Raw genomic sequence first — 23067 nt, forward strand, 5'->3', positions numbered from 1 at the left:
TTTAAATTTAATTTTTTGTTTATGAAAGAACAGTCAGCTAAAATAAATTCTTTAAAACATGTTCTTTTTGGTAGTTTAATCGGGACTACTATTGAGTTTTTTGATTTTTATATTTATGCCAATGCAGCGGTGTTGGTTTTTCCACAGTTGTTTTTTCCTGGAGCGGATAGTACCAATTCGACTTTGGAATCTTTAGCAACTTTTTCAATTGCTTTTTTGTCCAGACCGTTGGGTTCTGCTTTTTTTGGGCATTTTGGTGACAAAGTAGGACGAAAAGTAACTTTGGTTGCGGCTTTATTAACCATGGGGATTTCTACGGTTAGCATTGGATTTTTGCCTAGTTATGCCAGTATTGGAATTTTGGCACCTATATTATTAATGTTGTGTCGTTTTGGACAGGGAGTTGGTTTAGGTGGCGAATGGGGAGGTGCCGTTTTATTGGCTATTGAGAATGCGCCACCACACAAACGCGCCTGGTATGGTATGTTCCCACAGCTTGGCGCGCCGATAGGTTTGTTGCTTTCCGGAGGGACTTTTTTATTGTTGACTGATAATATGAGTGCCGAGGATTTTATGGATTACGGTTGGAGAATTCCTTTTATTGCCAGTTCGCTTTTAGTAATTATTGGTTTTTATATTCGATTGAAAATTACCGAAACTCCAGCTTTTGAAAATTCTAAAGAAGAGCAGCACGAAGTGAAAATCCCGTTTTTTACGTTGTTGAAATCGTATAAAAACCAGTTGATTTTTGGAACTTTTGCAGCCATTACCACCTTTTTAGTGTTTTATCTAATGACTGTGTTTACGCTGAGTTGGGCTACTTCCGATTTAGGATTTACGAAAAGAGACGCCTTGTTGATTCAGTTGTTTTCGGTGTTGTTTTTTGCGTTATTCATTCCTGTTTCGGCCTTAGTTGCTGATAAAATTGGTCGAAGAAAAATGTTGATTTATACCACAATTGCAATTGCTTTTTTCGGTTTTTTCTTTTCTTATTTTTTAAATTCGGGAAGTACGTTTTTAGTAACTGCTTTTGTGTGTATGGGAATGGCTTTGATGGGCTTTACGTATGGACCTTTGGGAACTTTCCTTTCCGAATTATTCCCGACAACCGTTCGTTATTCCGGAGCATCCTTAACCTTTAATATGGCCGGAATTCTCGGTGCTGCATTTGCTCCCATGATTGCTATTTGGCTGGCTTCTAATTATGGTTTGACTTATGTGGGCTTTTATTTAGTGACCGCAGCATTGATTTCCTTAGTTTCGTTATTGGTGATTAGCAAGCAGGAACATAAGTTTTAAATATATTATAAAAGTTAAAAAGAGCGCAAAGTCGAATGGATTTTGCGATCTTTTTATTTATCGCTTTAGACTAAAATGTCCTTTGTATTCCTGTCCATTTGCTCTTGTCACAATAAACCAGTAATCTGTTGATGGCAATTCCTGATTGTTAAACAGACCATTCCAACTTGAATTAGGGAATAATTCTTTTAATAATTTACCATAACGATCAAAGATTCGAATTCCAGTATTGGGTTTTAAATAGGCAAAATCAATAGTCCAAGTGTCATTGTATCCGTCGTTGTTTGGTGTAAAGAATTTTGGGTATGGAAGCTCATCTACAAAATTAATGCAATCTCCAGTAGTGGCTTCGAGAATAATTATGGATATAGGAATTCTATCACTTTCGCAATTGTTTATGGTTTCTGAAGCGTAGTAGGTAATTCCGTTTTCAAGTAAAGTGAAATCCGATAGAGGTATGGAAGAGGAAGCATTCTCAAACCAATTGATGTTTTGTCCCGAAATGGCTATGTCACTAATTTTTGCATTTTTTTGGATGCAGAATGTTTGAGGTGAAGTAACAGTAGGGGGTTGCGTATCCTGAATTGTTACAGTAATGGCTAGTCTTTCGCTTTCACAATTGTTAAGAGTTTGTGTAGCATAATAGATTTTTCCATTTTCTAATAAAGTTGTTTCGTCTAGAATATTTCCATTAGAAAGCTCATCATACCAAGTAATATTAGAACCCGAAATACTAAGATTGGCAATAGTCGCATTTTCATCAATACAAAATTGTTGCGTTTTACTTCCTATTGGTAATGGAGTATTGTAAACTCGAATTAAAATAGGAGTTCTGTCACTTTCACAACCTATAGTTTGTGAAGCGTAATAGGTTTTATTGTCTTCTAATAAGGTTGTGCTTGGTAAACTGGATGCAGAAAAATTAGTATCGTACCATTTTATGTTTTGTCCAGAGATTTGAATATCCTCTAAAGTTGCATTTTTATTTTTACAGAATGATTGCGTTGCAGTTGCAGTTGGAGCAGGAGGGGTATTAACAATTGAAACTTGAATTCCTAATCTTTCACTTTCGCAATTATTCATCGTTTGCGAAGCATAGTAAGTTCTACCATCAACAAGAGAAGTCGTTTCGCTTACTAGAGAACCATTGGTTAAAGCATCATACCATTTTATTAAATTTCCTGTTACTTCAATGTTTGCAATAGTAGGATTTGTGCCGGTACAAAAAGACTGATTGGTATCAGCTGTTGGCATCGGAGTATTTTGAATATTAATTAAAACAGCGACTCTTTCACTTTCGCATCCGTTTATTGTTTGCGAAGCATAATAAGTGGTACCATTTTGTAATGAAGTAGTATTGGAAAGTACATTTCCATCGGTCAAGGTATCGTACCATTTTATGCTTTGACCAGAAATTACAATATCGCTAATTGTTGCGTTTTGTTGAAGGCAGAAGGTTTGAGGAGTATTAATTATTGGAATAGGTTGGCTAGTAATAGTTACTGTTTGATTTTGATTAACAGCATTTCCATTTCCATCATTATAATTCCAAATAATAGTATAAGTTCCAGGTAAATTGTAGGTTAGCGGACTTGTAGTTGTAGCTGTAATTACTCCAGCACATGTATCAGTAGCCGTTGGGACTGTGGTTATAATTGTATTACAATCTCCTGTTATTGTTGGGAGAGTGGCAAGATCAGGAACTGGAGCTTCTACGTCTCCAACAATTACTTCTATAGTTTTAGTATCATCACAGCCTCCTGTTCCAGTTATTAAACAACTATATTGTCCACTATTTTGAGCAGTTGCATTTATTATTATTGGGTTTTGTTCGGTGGATGTAAATCCGTTTGGACCTGTCCATAAATAATCGGTACCTCCGGATGCTTTTAGTTCTAAATTGTTTCCAATACAGATTGGGGAGTTGCTTGAAATAATTGGAGTAGTTATAATATCTTCCGAAAATTTCATTAAAAAATAGTTTTTTTCACCCAAAATGTTAGATTGGTAGGAATTTATATCTGCAATATCTTCATTCACACTTGACAGTCCTGCTACAAAAATAGAGCCGTTGGAATCTAAAGTCATTTTTAAAGAATTATCATTACCAATATACGTTCCCCAAGCAAATACTCCTTGTTTAGAAAATTTACCAACATATCCTATATAGGTTCTGTTTCTGTTTGGCTTGTAAGAACATAGGTTAGTTAATTTTAGATCCAATGAGTAATCAGCATTTCCACCACCTATATAAATTGAATTGTTCTCAAATATTATAGAATAAATAACAATACCACCTACGTAAGTTCCCCACATTCTTTGCCCTTGACTATTTAATTTTGCCAAAAAACCTTTAAAAATAGCTGAGTTTGAACTTTCAAAACTACCTGTTGTTGCAATATTATCATTACTGTATGATTGTCCGCCTATATAAATATTTTCTTCATTATCTACTTCAACTGATTCAATATTTTCAATTGGGGAAGTACCTCCGTAATAACTACCCCAAATTCTTTCGCCAGCTAATGAAAATTTACAAATATAACCATCTCCTAAATATAAAGGATTTTGTTGTTCTTGAAAAACACCCGAAGTTGTCATATTATTTGTGCTTCCGGTAGATCCTCCAGCAACTAAATAAGAATCCTTTACTACTATGGCATTTAAGTTATCAATTCCATCACCACCTACATAAGTACTCCAAATTAAATTACCATTTTCGTTGAATCTGGCAATAAATCCATCCGAAAGAGATGAAGATGTATTGACTGAATTATTTAATTGCGTTTGAAAGTTGCTATTGAATGCAATATTTGTTCTACTGGATGTATTTCCTATAATATAAATATTATTAGTTTCTATATCCAAGTTATTAGCATAATCACTATTTTCTCCGCCGAAATAAGTCCCCCATTGTCTAATACCGTTACTATTGAATTTTACTAAAAAAGCATCAACTATGCCTTTCATATTTGGTTGAAAAGAACCTAAAGTGCTGATGTTTGTTTCTGAAGATGTATTACCTGTAGCTAAAACATTATTTTGTGAATCAATTTTTATTGCTTTTATATTTGTTCCTGATGTCCCTCCATAATAAGTACCCCATAATCTATTACCATTTGAATCAAATTTAAAAATAATGCCATTTGTAACTGAATTAATATAAGTAGAATTTACTATTGTTTGATGAGCCCCAGAAGTAGCATAAGATGAGTTTAAAGTAGTAGTGGCGCCAGATACATAAGCGTTGCCTAAAGAATCAGTTATTAGATTAACCCACCACCATTGTGCACCTGGAGAATTACCAAACTCATCTCCATAAAAAGTCCCCCACAACCTCACAGGAACAGGATCAATAATTATCGTTTTTCCATTTACAGAATTGGATGTGTTAAATCCATAAACATTGTTTTTTATTTTTTTGTAACCTACATGAATTGATTTCTTTGTCATTCCGTCTTCCGTCCAGCTGGCAGGCAGAATTTCTTCCATTGCTCCAAAACGAACATTCATTTTGATTTTATTATCAACTAATTCTGTTTTGGCGCCATTAAATTTCAATTGAATATCTGATATTTTTCCACTTGGATGCACCACAAAGTTATATTCAACTGCTTTTACGCTGTCTTTTGGTATGGAGAAAACGACATCAATATTAGGATAAATATTCTTGTATGTAATTTGTTGGTATTGATGTACATTGACAATGCCTTCAGGTTTATTAGGAACATTGTAATAATTGTCATAATCTTTAGATTCCTCATTAGAAATCAATTCTACATTGGGATTTGAATTTACAAAATCAATGTCAATTCGATGAAAGGTATATTCTAAAGAATAATCAGGTGCTTTTTTGTCGTTTTTTGCTATTGATGAAATTGAGTTGTTTTCTTCGATACGATGTTTTACAGGGATTTTTTTAGTTTCATAAATGTCATAAGAAAAACCATTTTGCTTTAATTGTACATTTAAACCATTGGTATTCAAAAGAAATTTTACCGCATTATTGGGTTTTCCATTTTGATCTATAATTTGACCTTTGTTTTCTTTAAAACCTATGGAACCATTTTTTTGTTGCCCAAATGAGGGAATAATAAATAATAATAAAAGCAAAAGTAAAATGTGTTTCATTTGATAAACTTTATGAATGCAAATGTAATTTATTTTCTACAAACTATAAGTTTTGAGCTATCTAAAATAAATCTCGGTATAAATTTGGAGTTGATGAAGGCACTATATTAATTTTTATGTAAACTATACAAATAAGGCTTATTTTTGCACAAAATATTTTTCCTTTGAAAACCAAACTTTTCCTCATCACTCCGCCTTTTACTCAGCTGAATACACCGTATCCGGCAACGGCTTATATTAAAGGATTTTTAAACACCAAAAATATCGATTCCGTTCAGGCTGATTTGGGTATTGAGGTGATTTTGAAATTGTTTTCGAAAGAAGGTCTTATAGATTTGTTTCAGTCTAATAACCAACAACCAACAACTGACAACTGTAAAAGAATTTTTGCTTTACAGGACGAGTATATTAAAACGATTGATCCGGTAATTGCTTTTTTGCAAGGAAAAAATCCAACTTTAGCACTCCAAATTTGTCAGGAAGATTATTTGCCGGAAGCATCCCGTTTTGCACAATTAGAGGAATTGGATTGGGCTTTTGGAACAATGGGAATGCAGGATAAGGCGAAACATTTGGCAACTTTGTATCTCGAAGATATATCTGATTTTATTGTGGAATGTGTCGATGCTAATTTTGGTTTCAGTCGTTATGCTGAGCGATTAGGTCGAAGTGCGAATTCTTTTGACGAATTATATGAAGCCTTACAACAAGAGTCTACCTATATAGATAGAATACTTTTTTCTATTTTAAAGGAAAGAATTGAAATAGTTCAGCCGAATTTATTCCTGATTTCAGTTCCTTTTCCCGGAAATTTATATTCGGCTTTTAGATGTGCACAATGGGTGAAAAAACATTATCCTGAAATTAAAATTTCGATGGGTGGCGGTTTCCCCAATACTGAGTTGCGTTCCCTTTCGGATGTCCGTGTTTTTGAGTTTTTCGATTATATCACTTTGGATGATGGTGAATTACCCGTAGAGGAACTTGTAAATGCTGTCACTTCGAGCGCAGTCGAGAAGTTTTATAAACGAACTTTTCTTTTGGAAAATGAAAAAGTGGTGTATAAAAACAATTCGGCTAAATCAGATTACAAACAATCGCAAGTGGGTACTCCAGATTATTCCGATTTGTTGTTGGATAAATATATTTCAGTAATTGAAATAGTAAATCCGATGCATCGTATGTGGAGTGATGGTCGATGGAACAAATTGACCATGGCTCATGGTTGTTATTGGGGAAAATGTACTTTTTGTGATATTTCCTTAGATTATATTAAGGTGTATGAACCTGTTGCTGCTAGTTTACTTTGTGATCGAATGGAGGAACTGATTGCTCAAACGGGACAAAATGGGTTTCATTTTGTAGACGAAGCGGCTCCCCCGGCTTTAATGCGTGCTTTGGCATTGGAAATTTTGAGAAGAAAATTATCTGTTACCTGGTGGACGAATATTCGATTTGAAAAAAGTTTTACTGCCGATTTGTGTATACTGCTTAAAGCTTCGGGTTGTATAGCCGTTTCTGGAGGCCTTGAAGTAGCATCTGACCGATTACTTAAATTAATAGATAAAGGAGTAACGGTAGAACAAGTGGCTAGAGTGACTCGTAATTTTACTGAAGCGGGTGTTATGGTTCATGCCTATTTAATGTACGGTTATCCAACACAAACCATTCAGGAAACAGTGGATAGTCTTGAAATGGTGCGCCAATTGTTTGAAGCAGGTGTTTTGCAATCGGGTTTTTGGCATCAGTTTGCCATGACGGCGCATAGTCCGGTGGGTATGTATCCGGAAAAATTTGGTACCGTTAAAGAAACCAAAGCCATTGGAACTTTTGCTAATAATGATATTAATTATAAAGATTCAACTGGTGTCAACCATGATCAATTTAGTTTTGGGCTAAAAAAATCATTATTCAATTATATGCATGGTATTTGTTTCGACTATGATTTGCAGGATTGGTTTGACTTTAAGATTCCAAGAACGAAAATCCATCCTGAGTTTATTTTTGATGCTTTGCAAGTAGATCATCATCTTCATACAAAGCCTACCGCTAAAGTAGTTTGGATAGGAGGAAAACCTACTCTGGAATATTTTACCAAGACTAAAAAAGGACGCTCCTGGGAAATGGCTGCTTTAATTTTTCATGATAAAAAAGAAAGTTTTACTATTCAAACTAATAAAGCCGAAGGGGAATGGCTGGCTGAGATACTTCTAAAAATGGCTGTTTCGAATTCCAAGATATATTCTTATCAGGAATTAAAAACGGACTTTGAATTAGAGTTGGAAGATTTTGAGTTGTTCTGGTATTCTAAGGCGGTAACTGTTTTAAGAGAACATGGATTGTTAGTCTTATAAATAATTTCAATTTTCTGCTTATTTGAAGTGAATTACTGTAATGTTGCAGTGTGAACCTCCTTTTAGGAGGTTTTTTTGTTTTTATAAGTTTTTAAAGAATTTTTAAAAGTGTTATTTTTTGTTTTACCCCTATTTTTTTAAGGGGTGGTGTTTGTTTATTTGATTTAAAATTGGATTTTTGTCATTTTTTTGAGTTGTTTTTTGAATTTAGTGTCTAATTTTTAAGGGGTGATGTGTTTTTTACTGTGAGAATAATTAGTTTTTTGATGTTAAAAAATAATAAAAACGTATTTTTTTTTATCCGAATCCTGTTTTTTGATAAATCGACACTTAAAATCGAAAAAAGTTATATTTTTTCATTTTGATAAATTTAAAAGTTGATAAATTTGCTTCAAGAAAGAGGTTAAAAATGTATTAAAAACTGAGAATAATATGTTAATATTTCTTTTTGAGTAAAAATAATTTAAAATAACCAAAACAAAATTCAACATGAAAAGAGTAATTTTTATTTTAGCTTTAGCACTGACAGGAAGCGTGACATTTGCACAAGACACACCGTTAGAAATTTCAGGTTCTGCTGATCTTTACTATAAATATGATTTTGCAAAAATGTCTAACATAGGGACAAGTTTTGCTTCTGATCAGAATTCTGTTTCTTTAGGTATGATTGATATCGCTTTGAAGAAAACAACGGGTAAAACTTCTTTCGTGGGTGAGGTTTCTTTTGGACCTAGAGGACAATATCAATCGATTTTAAATACTCCAGGAGTAGTATTTGATGATAATGGTGATGTTATTGCGTCAACAAGCGGTGAATCATTCAATATACAAAACTTGTATGTTACTTATGCAGTTACAGATAAATTAAGCTTCACAGCGGGGTATATGGGGACTTTTATTGGTTATGAAGTGATTTCACCAGTAGCGAACTTCCATTATTCGACTTCTTATTTGTTTACTAACGGACCATTCCAAAATGCAGGGGTGAAAGCGAATTATGCTTTTTCCGATAAAGTAGGTTTGATGGTTGGAGCATTCAATGATAATTGGAATGTTTATTCGGCTGATCCTATGAAAGGTTTGAATGCAATTGGAGCTCAATTGTCTTTAACTCCAACAGAAGGAGTAAGTGCTTATTTGAATTTTATGGATGGTTCAGTTGCTGGTACAATTGTAGATTTGACAGCTTCTTTCCAATTATCTGATAAATTTAAATTAGGTTTAAACGCAGCTGATTGGTCAGGAAACGGAGATAAAGTAGGTTATACTGGAGTAGCTTTGTATCCATCAGTAGCTGTAAATGATAACTTTGGTTTAGGTTTACGTGCGGAATATTTTAAAGCAAAAGAAAACAGTGCTATGTATGGTTTATCAGCTGATAACTCTGTAGCAGCTTTTACTTTATCTGCTAATTATAAAGCTGGTGGTTTGACAATTATTCCTGAATTCAGATTGGATTCTGCTAAAGATGATAACTTCTTTGATTCAGATATGATGGCTACAAAATCAGCAACGCAAGCTTCAGTTGCTTTAGTATACGGATTCTAAAAAAACAAAACCAAAACCAAATTACATTACAATATAATTTTTTTTACTGCCAAGGTACAATTCGATTGTGTCTTGGCAGTTTTTTTATGTCTAATTTTTGTCTTTATATAACCCGTTGGGTGAAATTATTAAAAACGTCAGTTCGCGTGTTTTTTGTATAGTGAAACGTAACAAAAAATGTCCCGATAACTATCGGGACGAGAAACGTTTTTTAATGAAATTTTTCTTGTTCTCGATACGATTTTCTTCCCGAGGCTTCGGGAGAAAATCACTCGAACTAACGAAAAATTATCATTGAAAACTAATTTCACCCAACGGGTTTTATATAATAAAAAAGAGCTTTGAATTTATTTTCAAAGCTCTTTTCGTTTTAAGAAACTGTTTTTTATTGTTTTAAGTAAATAGAATAAATCGTGTTTATGGTATTTTGATCTAAAACAGCATTTACTTCTTCGGGCATATAGTGCAGTTTAAAAGCAGTTATGGCTGCATTTAAGTTTTTGGTGTTGTAGCCAATAATTCGCAAAGCCTGTTCCGGATTAAAATCAAAGGGGGCAAGAGGAAGGATGTCGTCTTTCCAAATTCCAAAACCATTTTCGGCTAAAGTTTTCCATGGAAAAAAAGCGCTGGGATCTTTTTTTCGGGTTGGAGCAATGTCTGAATGTCCAATGATGTTTTGAGCCGGAATATTATAGTCTTTTTTTAATTTGCTTAACAAAGCCATCAAACTGGTAATTTGTGGTTCCGAAAAAGGCTCGCTGCCATTATTGTCTATTTCGATGCCAATAGAAGCCGAATTAATATCAGTATTTCTCCCCCAGGAACTTACTCCGGCATGCCAGGCGCGTAGATAATCGTTCAGCATTTGGACAACATGACCGTCTTTGGCCACGACATAATGTGCGCTTACCTGAGTACTTTCTTTGGTAAAGGTTTTTACGGTTTGCTGAATGGAATCCTGTGCGGTATGATGCAGAATGATAAAATTGGGTTTGCGAAGATTAAAATTAACAGTGCTTATCCATTCGGTATGGATGCCATTGTCTAATTGGGTGGAGCCAATTTTAAAAATACTGTCTTTGAAAGTATATAATTGTTTGGTATATGCACTATCAATGCTTATTGTTACTTTGTTTACAATAGGCAGTGGTTCCGGTTCTTTAACAGAGATTTGTTCTTTAAAGCTTTTGAGTTTTGTATTATATTCCTTTTCGCTTTTTTTATAAGGATTTGTCGAACAGGAGGAAATGATTATTGCTGGAATTAAATAGATGAAATATTTACTCATTGCTGTTTGATTTTTATTAAAAAAGGAAAACCGTTTAGTCTTCCTTTTTCTTTTTCTTCTTTTTCTCTTTTTTGTTGTTTCCGCGCTCTTCTTTCAGCGCTTTATATTTTTGTCTTTGTTCCTCATTGAGGTATTCGTTTACCTTTCGTTCGTTGACTTCAAAAAGAGCTTTTATTTCGTTGGATTTTTCTTCCTGGCTCAATTTTTCATCTTTCATAATCGCTGTTTGCGATTTGATAATGTCGGTATATACATTTCCGATGGCTATCGTTTGCAGTTCATCCAGATTTAATTCTGGTTTTAGCTTTTCCATTATTTTTCCAACTGTAACTTCTGCTGGAATTTCTTTAGGTTTCATAGCATTTTGTTCCACCTGACTCATGCCCATGCCGTAATTATTCCCGTATCCATTTCCGTAGCCGTTTCCATAACCGCCATAACCGTATTGGGCAAAAGAATTAAAACTTATTAATGTAAACGAAAATAAGAGGAAGAATTGTATCTTTTTCATGTTAAAGTTTTTAAAAAATGGCTAAAAGCATTTAAGCTGGCTCACCGTATAAATCGTATTCAGTCGCGTCGATGATTTTAATCATTGCAAAATCGCCTGTTTTTAAATAGAATTTAGAAGCGTCAATTAATACTTCGTTATCAACATCCGGACTGTCAAACTCAGTACGACCCACAAAGTGATTTCCTTCTTTTCGGTCAATAATACATTTGAAAGTTTTTCCAATTTTTTCCTGATTTAAATCCCAGGAAATTTGAGATTGCAATTCCATGATTTCATTAGCACGGGCTTGTTTTACATCATCCGGAACGTCGTCTTCTAACAAATAAGCGTGCGTGTTTTCTTCATGTGAATAAGCAAAGCACCCCATTCGGTCAAATTTCATTTCCTGAACAAAATCTTTCAAAATTTCGAAATCTTCTTGTGTTTCTCCCGGATAACCTACAATTAAAGTGGTACGGATAGCCATTCCCGGAACAGCTGCTCTAAAGTCTTTTAATAATTGAGTAGTTTTTGCCTGAGTAGTTCCGCGACGCATTGATTTCAAAATAGAATCTGAAATGTGTTGCAATGGAATATCGATGTAATTACAGATTTTTGGTTCGCGTTTCATTAAATCCAAAACATCCATAGGGAAACCGGTAGGGAAGGCGTAATGCAAACGAATCCATTCGATACCTTCTACTTTAGCAAGTGCTTCCAGTAATTCGGCTAAATTTCTTTTTTTATAAATATCAAGTCCGTAATAAGTTAAGTCCTGAGCAATTAAGATTAATTCTTTTACACCGTCTCTGGCCAAACCTTCCGCTTCTTTGACTAATTTTTCAATAGGTTGCGAAACGTGTTTTCCGCGCATAATCGGAATAGCACAAAAGCTGCAAGGTCGGTCGCAACCTTCGGCAATTTTTAAATAAGCATAATTTTTAGGAGTTGTAGTAAGTCTTTCTCCTAATAATTCATGTTTATAATCGGCGCCTAAAGCTTTTAATAATTGAGGTAATTCGGTAGTTCCGAAAAACTGATCGACATTAGGAATTTCTTTTTCTAAATCAGGTCTGTAGCGCTCCGATAAACATCCGGTTACGAAAACTTTGTCAACTAAGCCTTTTTCTTTTTTGTCAGCATACTCCAAAATCATGTTTACTGATTCCGCTTTTGCATTATCAATAAAACCGCAGGTGTTGATAACGATAATATTGCCTTCTTTTTCGGCTGGTGCTTCGTGTTCAACTTCTTTTCCATTGGCACGAAGTTGCCCCATTAATACTTCGCTATCGTATATGTTTTTGGAACATCCAAGGGTAATTACGTTTATTTTGTTCTTTTTTAAAGACTTAGTTCTCATAGAATTGTAAATTGGATGGCAAAATTACGTTTTTTTATTCAAATTGTCCCGATAGCTATCGGGATTGTTGCTATTTAACTATTTTTTTATGGTGCTATTTGTGGTGCTTTAAGAAAGTACGGATGATTTTTTAGAAATGTATTTTTAAAAACAAACAACCGTCTTGTTTTAGAAAAGACAAGACGGTTGTTTGTTGGGATTCTGAGTGTTTTATAATTCAAATAATAAAGTAAGTGTAACCGTGTTGTTAATTGAATTTACAGCAGCACCATCGGTAAGTCCTTGGCTAAAGAAACCTTGATTCGAATTTCTTTTTGCGTAAGCATAAGATAAGTCAGCTTTTGTTCCGCCAAAATTGTATCCTAATCCGGCAGAATAGCCGTGTAAGTCGCCAATGGTAGTCTTGTTTTTGTATGGGCTTTCCTGAAAATGATACCCGGCTCTTAAGCTTAATCTTTCTATTTTGTATTCGCCTCCTACACGAACTTCACTTGTATTGGCTAACGTTTTGTCCATTTCGTTATTTAAAACCTGATAATAGCTGTCGTATTCTGGTTTGAATTTAGTCTTGCTATAGTTTTTAAGACTGTAATCAATGCTTAAAAGACCTGTTTTTCCAAAAATATAAGCGAAACTTGTGGTGAATTTTCCTGGAGTTTGTAGCTTGTAAGGAGCGTAAACATTGGTGATATTTGGATTAATTACATCAGGATCGAGAGAGCCGGAAGTGTTAGAGCTTACCGCAACTACTGATTGGGTTAATTCGTCATTCAATTTGTACCATGTTGGTGATTCGTAAGCCAGACCTATTCTTGCTTCCGGAGTGATTTTTCCAATAATTCCAAGTTGGAAAGAAAAACCGGAACCGTAAGTATATAAATCATTGTTGAATTGCACTTTGTTTACTCTGTAGCTGTCGGGATCTGAAGGTAATGGGTTGTTGTTGTCTTCATAAAAAACAGATGATTGGGTATAATCGATAAAATGAGAGTTTAAGTTGATACCAATATAAAATTTATCATTGCAGGCTGCGGCAGCGTTAAAAGATAACTTCCCGTTGTAGCCATTTGTGGTAATAGTATTTTCCTGGTAATAATTTCCTCCTTCCGCAATGTTAGAAATATATTCGTTAGGATTGGGGTCGTTGTTTGCAGGGTCAATAATGTAGGATTTAAAAGCTAAATAAGCTTGTTGGGATGCATGATCTAGATTTCCATAATTTTGACCAGCAAAATCGTTTAAAGGAATTCCGTTAGCATAACTTAAAAAATAATCTCCGATTGAATTTGTTGGATTGACTCCAAAAGTGCCAATAGTATTGTTGAAATTATTTTTGTTGTCATAATTGATAGCTAAGGAAAATTTATTCCATCCGTCATTACTTCTGTTGTTGTTAAAAACAAATACAAGTCCGGCTTGGTTAACATCGAAAGAATTGTCATTTTCGGTATTGGTTGAACCAAAATATGAAGCTTTATTTTTGGTGGTGGAGTTGCTTATGGTTATGCCCATTTGGTTATTTGCAAATATAGCAGAACCGGCCGGGTTGACATTTATAGAAGAAAGATCTCCTCCTAAGGCTCCAAAAGCACCGCTCATCGCTCTGAAACGGGCGGTACCATTGATGTTTTCCTGACTAAATCGTACAGCGTCACTAATCTCTTGTGATTGCGCAATACCAAAAGAGCATACAGATATAATTAAAAATAGATTTTTTTTCATTGTAGTGATTTTTAACGATTAATTATCTTCGACTTCCTCCTGATGATCTGTAGCTACCTCCGCTACTGCTGCCTCCGCTGCTTCCTCCATAAGATCTTCCGGTGCTGTATGAAGATGAAGAAGATGAAGGGCTGTTGTAGCTTCTTGAAGGGCTATAACTTTCACTTCTGGAATAAGTTCTGCTTTGTTGGGTATTGTTGTTTTGATATTGTGTATTGCTTCTTCTGTTGGTTTGTGTACTGTTAGAATTATTGTACGTTCTGGAATTTGTAAAAACAGGTGTTCTGATACTTTCTGAATAACGTCTGGTTGGAGAGTAATTTCTCGTTGGGGAATAAGTGCTGTTACTGTAGCTTGAATTTGTAGCGCTTGATCCTCTGCGGCTCGGATTGTAAGAGTAGTTTCTTCTGCCTCCGTAATTATTGTTTCCGTAGTAATAGTAGTAATTGTTGTAACCATAATACGGATAGTTCCATCCGTAATAACCGTAGCTATATGGGTAATTCCATCCCCAATTATTCCATCCCCAGCCGTAATTTAATCCCCAGTTGTTCCAGCCAAATCCGTAGTTCATTCCCCAATTGTTCCAGCCCCAGTTATTCCATCCTAATCCGTAATTCATACCCCAATAATCAGGGTAAACATTAACGATTGTTCTGGTTTGATTGCTTCCCCATCCGGCATAACTTATAGAATTATTCTCAGTAGAATCAAAATCACTGTAGTGGTCGATATCAGTAAAGATTTCGCCGGAAGACGGATTTTCGTTTTGTAGCGAATTAAAATAATCTTTGTAGTAATTGTCAGAAACAGTATTTCTTTCGGTGTTTCTATTGTAAGAAGCTCCGTAGATTCCGTCATTTTCGTAATAAGAGCTGTTTTGAAAAGAACCACAAGAAACCATAAAAAGGCTTAGTAATCCAATATAAAGATAATTTTGCGCTTTTTGTAATGAAAAAATATTAGTTTTCATATCTGTTGGGTTTTTTATTGTTGCACATTACAAAAATAGTTAGTTTTGCCAAACTATTTAGTTAAATAAAATTAAACAAAATTTGTGCCAAAATATATAATATGAGTAAGAACCTTACTACACGATCAGAAGATTATTCAAAATGGTATAATGAACTGGTTGTAAAAGCTGATTTAGCCGAGAATTCAGGAGTTAGAGGTTGCATGGTTATTAAACCTTATGGTTATGCTATTTGGGAAAAAATGCAAGCTGAATTAGATAGAATGTTTAAAGAAACAGGACATCAAAATGCCTATTTTCCATTATTTGTCCCTAAAAGCATGTTTGAAGCCGAGGAAAAAAATGCCGAAGGTTTTGCAAAAGAATGTGCGGTAGTGACGCATTACAGATTAAAAAACGATCCGGATAAGCCTGGAAAGCTTATTGTTGACCCAAATGCAAAGTTGGAAGAAGAACTTATTGTTCGCCCTACGAGTGAGGCTATTATTTGGTCAACGTATAAAGGCTGGGTGCAATCTTACAGAGATTTACCTTTGTTAATTAACCAATGGGCTAATGTGGTACGTTGGGAAATGAGAACCCGTTTGTTTTTAAGAACAGCTGAGTTTTTATGGCAGGAAGGCCATACAGCTCACGCAACCAGAAAAGAAGCGATTGAGGAGTCGGAGAAAATGATGAATGTTTACGCAGATTTTGTGCAGAATTTCATGGCAATTCCCGTTGTAAAAGGATTGAAAACCGAAACGGAACGTTTTGCGGGAGCTGAAGAAACCTATTGCATTGAAGCTTTGATGCAGGATGGGAAAGCGCTTCAGGCAGGAACATCACATTTCTTAGGTCAAAACTTCGCGGAAGCTTTTGATGTGAAGTTTGCTAATGCCGAAGGAAAGCAGGAATATGTTTGGGGAACTTCATGGGGAGTTTCTACAAGATTAATGGGAGCATTGGTGATGACGCATTCAGATGACCAAGGTTTAGTATTGCCTCCAAATTTAGCTCCAATTCAAGTAGTAATTGTACCTATATATAAGTCGGATGAACAATTAGCTCAGATTTCTCAGGAAGTTGATAAGTTAATTGCCGATTTACGTAAGTTGGGTATTTCGGTAAAATTTGATGACAGAACGACTCAAAAGCCAGGATTCAAATTTGCGGAATGGGAATTAAAAGGGGTTCCGGTTCGAATTGCTGTTGGTCCAAAAGATCTTGAAAACGGAACTTATGAGGTAGCCCGAAGAGATACTTTGACGAAAGAAGTGAAATCTAAAGAAGGAATTGCAGCATTTATTAGCGAATTATTAGAGCAAATTCAGTTAGATTTGTTCAATAAGGCGTTGAATTATCGTGAAACTCATATTACTGAGGTAAACAGCTTTGAGGAGTTTAAAGAGGTGTTGGAAAACAAAGGAGGCTTTGTATCAGCGCATTGGGATGGTACGGCTGAGACTGAGGAAAAAATTAAAGAATTGACAAAAGCTACTATCAGATGTATTCCTTTAAGTGCTGTTGAAGAAGCGGGAAGCTGCGTGTTTACTGGGAATCCGTCTAATAAAAGAGTGTTTTTTGCGAAGGCATATTAAAAAAATATATTTTTTTTTGACAAGCTATTGTGCAATTAAAAAACAGTTGTATCTTTGCAACCGCAATACAGAAATGCACTGCACAATGTAACGCAATGGTCCGTTCGTCTATCGGTTAGGACGCCAGGTTTTCATCCTGGTAAGGGGGGTTCGATTCCCCCACGGACTACAAAAAATATTGAAAATACAGTTCCGCTAAATAAGGAATTTTGGTCCGTTCGTCTATCGGTTAGGACGCCAGGTTTTCATCCTGGTAAGGGGGGTTCGATTCCCCCACGGACTACAAGTTAATTGAGGAAGATAGAATGCTTAACTTTCTTAGAGGAATAATGGTCCGTTCGTCTAGGGGTTAGGACGCCAGGTTTTCATCCTGGTAACAGGGGTTCGATTCCCCTACGGACTACAAAATTAGTTGTGAAATAGTTTTATGAAATAAATGTCAAGTGTCTCAGATGTTTATTTTATTAGTTAAAACCAAAGTGATTGCATTGTAAAAGATGTTGTTGTGGGAGGTTTTTCTTTTTTAGCTAATAGTTTAAAATAATTATTACAATTAAAAAAAAGTAAAATGGCAAATCATAAGTCAGCTTTAAAAAGAATTAGAAGCAACGAGAAAAAAAGAGTATTAAACAGATACCAACACAAAACTACACGTAATGCAATCAAAGCTTTGCGTTTAGCTACTGATAAAGCAGATGCTTCTGCTAAATTAACAAGTGTTATTTCTATGATTGACAAGTTAGCTAAAAAGAATATTATCCACGATAATAAAGCTTCTAACTTAAAATCTAAATTAACTAAGTTTGTAAACAAATTGTAATCTTTACAATTTTATAATATAAAGCCTCCTTGAAAAAGGAGGCTTTTTTTATGCGCCAAAATTTGAGTAAAAATTTGCAGAAAGCGAATTCTAATGTTTTTCTAATGTAGCGCTTTGAATTAAGTCTTAACTTGCAACCTCAAAATTTTATGAGGATGCTGAATAGTATTAGACATAGTATTTTATGTAAATGTTTCCGGTTTTTTTTGCTGGTGTATTTTCTGTTGAGTATTATTAATATTTCGGGAAATTTGTATCATCATTGTAGTCATGAAACTAAAATTTGTAGTTTTTTTGATAAAATGTTTAAATGGAATAAATATTCAAATGAATTAGAAGAGACTAAAACCAAAGAAGCTAAGGGGGTGAAATTTGTAAAAGAAATTTCTGTACTAGAGTTTTTGATACCTTTTGGTACTTCTTTGAATAGTTATTTTTTTCAAAATACTTTGAGTAAGAAATTTAATCTTGATAATCCGGTCTTTTTGTTTGGATTTTGTCGAGAAATTCACTTACCGCCTCCTCAATTTTTTGTGTAATTTTTTTGAGTTTTGGAAGTTTTTATGCTTCCTTGCATATGGTTTTCTATATGTTTATTATTAATTCTTGTATTTATATAAAAAATGACACCTTTAAAACGATTTTATAATTTACTTAAATTAGAAAAGCGAGATGTATATCAAATTATTTTTTACGCTGCTTTTGCTGGTTTGGTGAATCTTTCTTTGCCTTTAGGAATTCAGGCGATTATTAATTTTATTCAAAGCGGGCAGCTTAGTGTGTCCTGGATTGTTCTGGTGATTCTGGTAACTATCGGAGTGGGATTTGGGGGCGTTTTGACAATTTTGCAATTGCGAATTGTAGAAAATCTGCAACAACGGATTTTTGTGCGTTCTTCATTTGAGTTTGCTTACCGAATGCCGCTGATTAAGTTTAAAGAATTATATTCGGAATATGCTCCTGAAAAAGCCAATCGCTTTTTTGATACTTTGATGGTGCAAAAAGGGACTGCTAAACTTTTGTTGGATTTTTGTACCGCTTTTCTTCAGGTTGGTTTAGGGATCATATTATTGGTTTTGTATCATTCCTTTTTTATGGTAATTGGACTTCTTTTTGCGGGTATTTTGTATGTGATTTTTAAATTTTCGTATAAAGACGGTCTGGAAACGAGTTTGAGTGAGTCAAAATTTAAGTATAAAATAGCGGCTTGGATTCAGGAAATTGCCCGCAACCGTGAAAGTTTTAGAAAAAAGAGAGCTTTCGAATATGCTTTGGATCGAAATGATGCTTATGTGAGTAAGTATATTGATTTTCGTGAAAAACATTTCAAGGTAATGCGAAAACAATATGTTCAATTGGTTGTTTTTAAAGTTATTGTTACGGCGGCTTTATTGTCAATTGGTGGTTTTTTGGTAATTCATCATAAAATGAATATCGGGCAGTTTGTAGCAGCAGAAATTGTTATCGTGTTATTGATTAATTCGGTTGAAAAAATCATTTTTGGTCTCGAAGCTTTTTATGATGTTTTGACTTCATTAGAAAAAATTGGTCAGGTTACGGATATGGAAATGATGTCTATTCCTCAAACTTCAGATATTAATAAAACAGGACTAACTATTGAAACCGATAGTATTATTTATAATTATCCAAAACACAATAAAAAATCCCTGAAGAATATTAATTTAAAAATAACTCAGGGGGAGAAAATTTTGTTGCAGGGAACAAACGGGGCAGGAAAAAGTACTTTGTTGCGTTTGCTTTCGGGATTGTTAGAGCCGGAAAGTGGGGCGATGTATGTGACGGATAATTATATGAATAGGCTCGATGAAAATACTTACAGAGCTCAGTCGGGGACTTTTTTAAAAAGCGATACACTTTTTGCCGGAACCATTAGAGAAAATATTGTCTTTGAGAATGAAACTATTGATAATGATGAGTTGAAATGGGCTTTAGATAATGTGTTCCTGACGCCTTTTATTAAAACTTTTTCAGATGGACTTGAAAATCAAATTCATCCAGATGGTAGTGAACTTTCTGATTCTGATATGCAGAAAATTCTTTTGGCAAGAAGTATTGTGCATAAGCCGAATGTATTGTTTTTAGAAGATCCTGTTGATAAAATGGATCGGGAAACGGCTGCTAAAATTGTTGACTTTTTATTTTCTAAAGATAATAATTGGACGGTAGTGGTAACTTCTAAAAATGAAATTTGGAAGGATAAATGCGAAAGGGTGATAACGATTGATGATGGGAAGATTATAACTGATATTAAAAAATAATTATGCTTAATATATCTAAAAATAATGATGTACTGATTACTCCGGGGAGATTTAAATCTATAAATAGTGTAGCTCGTAAACCGCATTATAAATTTTTAAATATGGTGGTTATTGGTTTTTTACTGTTTGGTGTTTTTTGTCTTTTTCTTCCATGGACCCAAAATATTTCAGGAAGTGGTTCGGTTACGACTTTAAAACCGGATCAAAGGCCGCAGACAGTTCATAATACTATTGCCGGAAAAATTGAAAAATGGTATGTTCAGGAAGGTGATTATGTAAAAAAAGGAGATACTATTCTTTTTATTTCGGAGGTAAAAGAAGATTACTTAGATCCAAATTTGGTTGGGAATACCAAGCAACAGGTTGATGCTAAAAAAATGGCTTTAGAATCTTACGGTGATAAAGTGAATTCTCTGGATGTTCAGGTAGAATCTCTTATTGCCGAAAGACAACTGAAATTACAACAGGCTGAAAATAAAATTAAGCAATCGCTTTTGAAGATTAAAAGTGATAGTATGGATCTTGAAGCTATAAAGACACAGTTGAAAATTGCGCAAACGCAATATAGTCGTTCTACGGCTTTGAATAAAGAGGGTTTGAAACCCTTGACTGATGTAGAACAAAAAAGATTAAAACTTCAGGAATCAGAAGCATATATTGTTACGCAGCAGAATAAACTTTTGAGTAGTAAAAATGAACTGATTAATGCCCGGGTTGAAATAAATAGGATTAAAGCGGAGTATTCTGAGAAAATTTCGAAATCAAGAAGTGATAAGTTTACGGCTTTAAGTACACAATATGATACTGAAGCGCAGGTGAATAAATTACGCAATCAATATTCTAATTATGCTATTAGAAGCGGGATGTATTATATCACAGCTCCACAAAGTGGTTATGTTAATAGAGCTTTGTTGGCGGGTATTGGAGAAACAATAAAAGAAGGAACTTCTATTGTGAGTATTATGCCGGCATCTTATGATATTGCTGTAGAAACTTATGTAGATCCTATCGATTTGCCTTTAGTACAGCGAGGAGCTAAGGTAAGAGTTTGGTTTGATGGTTGGCCAAGAGTTGTTTTTTCAGGTTGGCCGGGATTGTCTTATGGAACTTTTGGAGGTCGTATTGTGGCTATTGAGAATTTTATAAGTTCGAATGGAAAATACAGAGTGCTTATTTCGCCTGATGGTAAAGATCATAAATGGCCAAAAGAATTGAGTATTGGAGCAGGTGCGCAAAGTATTGCTTTGTTAAAAACGGTTCCGGTTTGGTATGAAATATGGCGAAATTTAAATGGTTTTCCGCCAAATTATTATAAGTCAGATGAAAAAGATGCAAATGCAAAAGAGAAAAAATAAATTGAAAGCTATTCTGCAATGGTTGTTTGTTTTTTTGCTGTTTCATAATTCTGTAATTTATAGTCAGGACTTTAATAAAGAAGTTTTGAGTTATAGTGAGTTTTTAGGTTATGTAAAAAAATACCATCCGTTAGTAAAACAGGCAAATCTTCAAATTAGTAATGCTGAGGCAGCTTTAATGGTTGCACGAGGAGGATTTGATCCTAAAATTGAAGTAGATTATAATACCAAAGAATTTAAAGGAACCGAATATTATTCGTTGTTAAATAGTAGTTTTAAAATTCCTACCTGGTATGGAATCGAAGTCAAAGCTGGTTTTGATCAGGCTGACGGAACATATTATAATCCGCAGAATAAAACTCCCGATGCGGGATTGACGTCAGTCGGGTTGAATATGGCTTTAGGTCAGGGATTATTTATTAATCAACGAATGGCTGATGTGAGAGAAGCTAAATTACAATTGAAATTGAGTGATGCACAACGAAAGCTCATTGCGATTGAAGTATTGTATAAAGCAAGTGAGGCTTATTTTGAATGGAGAAAAAGTTTTAACGAAGCTGAATTGTATAGTAAGTATTTAGGTTTTGCTTCTACACGTTTTGAAGGAGTAAAGAAACTGATAAAATTAGGAGATTATCCGGCAATAGATAGTGTGGAAACTGGAATTACAGTTCGAAACAGATGAATCTGGAAAATGGGAAATTGAAGTTGGCTAAAGCAAAATTATACCTGTCTAATTATTTATGGATTGAAAATGTTCCGGTAGAGTTGGGGGATTTTGTTAGGCCGGAAGAAAATTTAATAGAAACTCTGGAGGAAACACTTAAAACGGATGAAATGATGCTGGCGGTTGAGAGTTTAGAATCACATCCTAAAATTCAGGCTTTGGAAACCAAAAAATCAATGTTGGAAGTAGGGAGGCAATTAAAAGCAAATGCCTTGCTGCCTAAAATAAATGTTGGTTATAATTTTATTGCAGAACCACTTTCTTTGAATTCTTTCAATTCCAGTGACTATAAATTTAATGTTGACTTTAGTTTCCCAATTTTTTTGAGGAAAGAACGTGGTGGACTCAAAATGGCAAAACTTAAAATTCAGGATTTAGATTTTGATATACAGCAACAGCAACTTGAATTGAAGAATAAAATAAAAGCGCAGCAAACGGAGATTACTTCGTTAAGGAAGCAAAAAAGTGTTATTGATAATCTGGTAAAAGATTATATGGTTATGCTTGCTTCGGAAGAACGAATGTTTTCTTTCGGAGAAAGTTCGGTTTTTTTAATTAATTCGAGGGAATCAAATTTGGTAAGTGCCAAGTTGTCTCAAATTAATATCGAAAATCAGTTTTGTATATCTAATGCCGAATTGTATAAAATCCTGGCAAATCCGGATTAAAATAGAATAAGAGTGTAGTTGTTACTATCCGTTCCGAAGTATTTTGGGACGGATTTTCTTTTTTTATTAGTAGCTGTTTCTTGTCTAAAGGTCGTCAAGAAAGGATTTTCGTTCCGATAGCTATCGGAACTATCAGGGCTAGTTTGTTTGTTTTAAAATGGGGGTTTCTATTATATATAGTAGTGTAAAGCTTCATTAAGATTGGTGTTGTCATTCTGTTCTGAGGAATCGGGAGTCGAGGAATTTGTGTTATAGTTACTTTTTAATTCTTCCAAATTCCTACAAACATAAAAAACTTCAAAATAGAAAATCTTTGTTATCAGGCTATTAAAAAATAGTGAGTAAAATAGTTTGCAAAAGGTGTTGTGTAATTGAATAAAGGTGTTACTTTTGCACCCGCAACAGCGAAAACGTTCTGATAGACATACTGAAAAGCGAAAGAGAATTTAAGAAGAAATTTTTAAAAA

15 protein-coding genes and 3 tRNA genes are annotated in these 23067 nt (G+C 34.4%); 12 read left to right on the plus strand and 6 right to left on the minus strand.

What is annotated here, in order from left to right:
- Positions 1–21 precede the first annotated feature (21 nt).
- The gene (locus B6A10_RS14695; protein ID WP_188221460.1) at positions 22–1299 is read left to right on the plus strand and encodes an MFS transporter; all 1278 of its coding nucleotides are present in this window, start codon (positions 22–24) and stop codon (positions 1297–1299) included.
- A gap of 57 nt (positions 1300–1356) precedes the next feature.
- On the opposite strand, the gene B6A10_RS14700 is transcribed toward B6A10_RS14695, so the two are convergent.
- Complete coding sequence (locus B6A10_RS14700; RefSeq protein WP_188221461.1) at positions 1357–5430, minus strand: DUF7948 domain-containing protein; 4074 nt, start codon at positions 5428–5430, stop codon at positions 1357–1359.
- A gap of 164 nt (positions 5431–5594) precedes the next feature.
- On the opposite strand from B6A10_RS14700, the gene B6A10_RS14705 reads away from it, so the two are divergent.
- Together B6A10_RS14705 and B6A10_RS14710 are read left to right on the plus strand one after the other, a co-directional pair.
- Positions 5595–7784 carry a B12-binding domain-containing radical SAM protein gene (locus B6A10_RS14705; protein WP_188221462.1) on the plus strand — a complete coding sequence of 730 codons (2190 nt, stop codon included), beginning with the start codon at positions 5595–5597 and terminating at the stop codon, positions 7782–7784.
- A 489-nt stretch (positions 7785–8273) separates the two neighbouring features.
- On the plus strand, positions 8274–9332 hold the full coding sequence (locus tag B6A10_RS14710) for a porin (protein WP_188221463.1): 1059 nt from the start codon (positions 8274–8276) through the stop codon (positions 9330–9332).
- Positions 9333–9717: 385 nt separating this feature from the next.
- On the opposite strand, the gene B6A10_RS14715 is transcribed toward B6A10_RS14710, so the two are convergent.
- The 5 genes from B6A10_RS14715 to B6A10_RS14735 form a co-directional block, all read right to left on the minus strand.
- Positions 9718–10620, minus strand: a complete 903-nt coding sequence (locus B6A10_RS14715; protein ID WP_188221464.1) for an N-acetylmuramoyl-L-alanine amidase — start codon at positions 10618–10620, stop codon at positions 9718–9720.
- Between the two features lie 34 nt (positions 10621–10654).
- On the minus strand, positions 10655–11131 hold the full coding sequence (locus B6A10_RS14720) for a hypothetical protein (protein ID WP_188221465.1): 477 nt from the start codon (positions 11129–11131) through the stop codon (positions 10655–10657).
- Positions 11132–11162: 31 nt separating this feature from the next.
- Positions 11163–12476, minus strand: a complete 1314-nt coding sequence (rimO, locus tag B6A10_RS14725; RefSeq protein WP_188221466.1) for a 30S ribosomal protein S12 methylthiotransferase RimO — start codon at positions 12474–12476, stop codon at positions 11163–11165.
- 210 nt (positions 12477–12686) lie between these two features.
- Positions 12687–14198, minus strand: coding sequence for an OmpP1/FadL family transporter (locus tag B6A10_RS14730; protein ID WP_188221467.1), 1512 nt, complete (start codon positions 14196–14198; stop codon positions 12687–12689).
- 22 nt (positions 14199–14220) lie between these two features.
- Entirely contained in the window at positions 14221–15171 is a 951-nt protein-coding gene (locus B6A10_RS14735; protein WP_188221468.1) for a hypothetical protein, read from the minus strand.
- 101 nt (positions 15172–15272) lie between these two features.
- Between B6A10_RS14735 and proS the strand changes: the two genes are divergently transcribed.
- From proS to B6A10_RS16375, 9 genes are all read left to right on the plus strand, one after another.
- Positions 15273–16751, plus strand: a complete 1479-nt coding sequence (gene proS / locus B6A10_RS14740; RefSeq protein WP_055090332.1) for a proline--tRNA ligase — start codon at positions 15273–15275, stop codon at positions 16749–16751.
- 97 nt (positions 16752–16848) lie between these two features.
- Positions 16849–16920, plus strand: a tRNA-Glu gene (locus B6A10_RS14745).
- A gap of 42 nt (positions 16921–16962) precedes the next feature.
- A tRNA-Glu gene (locus tag B6A10_RS14750) sits at positions 16963–17034 on the plus strand.
- Positions 17035–17082: 48 nt separating this feature from the next.
- A tRNA-Glu gene (locus B6A10_RS14755) sits at positions 17083–17154 on the plus strand.
- A 165-nt stretch (positions 17155–17319) separates the two neighbouring features.
- A complete protein-coding gene (gene rpsT, locus B6A10_RS14760; RefSeq protein ID WP_026714122.1) occupies positions 17320–17571 on the plus strand; it encodes a 30S ribosomal protein S20 in 252 nt (83 codons plus the stop codon).
- A gap of 623 nt (positions 17572–18194) precedes the next feature.
- Complete coding sequence (locus B6A10_RS14770; RefSeq protein WP_188221470.1) at positions 18195–19850, plus strand: peptidase domain-containing ABC transporter; 1656 nt, start codon at positions 18195–18197, stop codon at positions 19848–19850.
- Positions 19851–19852: 2 nt separating this feature from the next.
- Complete coding sequence (locus B6A10_RS14775) at positions 19853–21205, plus strand: HlyD family secretion protein (RefSeq protein ID WP_188221471.1); 1353 nt, start codon at positions 19853–19855, stop codon at positions 21203–21205.
- A complete protein-coding gene (locus B6A10_RS16370) occupies positions 21186–21890 on the plus strand; it encodes a TolC family protein (protein ID WP_238929418.1) in 705 nt (234 codons plus the stop codon). Before B6A10_RS14775 ends, B6A10_RS16370 begins: the two co-directional genes overlap by 20 nt.
- A complete protein-coding gene (locus B6A10_RS16375) occupies positions 21887–22600 on the plus strand; it encodes a TolC family protein (protein WP_238929419.1) in 714 nt (237 codons plus the stop codon). The genes B6A10_RS16370 and B6A10_RS16375 overlap by 4 nt, the downstream gene beginning before the upstream one ends.
- Positions 22601–23067: the final 467 nt, after the last annotated feature.

It is taken from the genome of Flavobacterium pokkalii (assembly GCF_014596575.1).
GTDB lineage: Bacteria > Bacteroidota > Bacteroidia > Flavobacteriales > Flavobacteriaceae > Flavobacterium > Flavobacterium pokkalii.

Excerpts from the sequence above, each read along its gene's own strand:
- B6A10_RS14695 (WP_188221460.1), top strand. The coding sequence starts at position 22 with ATGAAAGAACAGTCAGCTAAAATAAATTCTTTAAAACATGTTCTTTTT.
- B6A10_RS14700 (WP_188221461.1), bottom strand. The coding sequence starts at position 5,430 with ATGAAACACATTTTACTTTTGCTTTTATTATTATTTATTATTCCCTCA.
- B6A10_RS14710 (WP_188221463.1), top strand. The coding sequence starts at position 8,274 with ATGAAAAGAGTAATTTTTATTTTAGCTTTAGCACTGACAGGAAGCGTG.
- B6A10_RS14715 (WP_188221464.1), bottom strand. The coding sequence starts at position 10,620 with ATGAGTAAATATTTCATCTATTTAATTCCAGCAATAATCATTTCCTCC.
- B6A10_RS14720 (WP_188221465.1), bottom strand. The coding sequence starts at position 11,131 with ATGAAAAAGATACAATTCTTCCTCTTATTTTCGTTTACATTAATAAGT.
- rimO (WP_188221466.1), bottom strand. The coding sequence starts at position 12,476 with ATGAGAACTAAGTCTTTAAAAAAGAACAAAATAAACGTAATTACCCTT.
- B6A10_RS14730 (WP_188221467.1), bottom strand. The coding sequence starts at position 14,198 with ATGAAAAAAAATCTATTTTTAATTATATCTGTATGCTCTTTTGGTATT.
- B6A10_RS14735 (WP_188221468.1), bottom strand. The coding sequence starts at position 15,171 with ATGAAAACTAATATTTTTTCATTACAAAAAGCGCAAAATTATCTTTAT.
- proS (WP_055090332.1), top strand. The coding sequence starts at position 15,273 with ATGAGTAAGAACCTTACTACACGATCAGAAGATTATTCAAAATGGTAT.
- rpsT (WP_026714122.1), top strand. The coding sequence starts at position 17,320 with ATGGCAAATCATAAGTCAGCTTTAAAAAGAATTAGAAGCAACGAGAAA.
- B6A10_RS14770 (WP_188221470.1), top strand. The coding sequence starts at position 18,195 with ATGACACCTTTAAAACGATTTTATAATTTACTTAAATTAGAAAAGCGA.
- B6A10_RS14775 (WP_188221471.1), top strand. The coding sequence starts at position 19,853 with ATGCTTAATATATCTAAAAATAATGATGTACTGATTACTCCGGGGAGA.
- B6A10_RS16370 (WP_238929418.1), top strand. The coding sequence starts at position 21,186 with ATGCAAAAGAGAAAAAATAAATTGAAAGCTATTCTGCAATGGTTGTTT.
- B6A10_RS16375 (WP_238929419.1), top strand. The coding sequence starts at position 21,887 with ATGAATCTGGAAAATGGGAAATTGAAGTTGGCTAAAGCAAAATTATAC.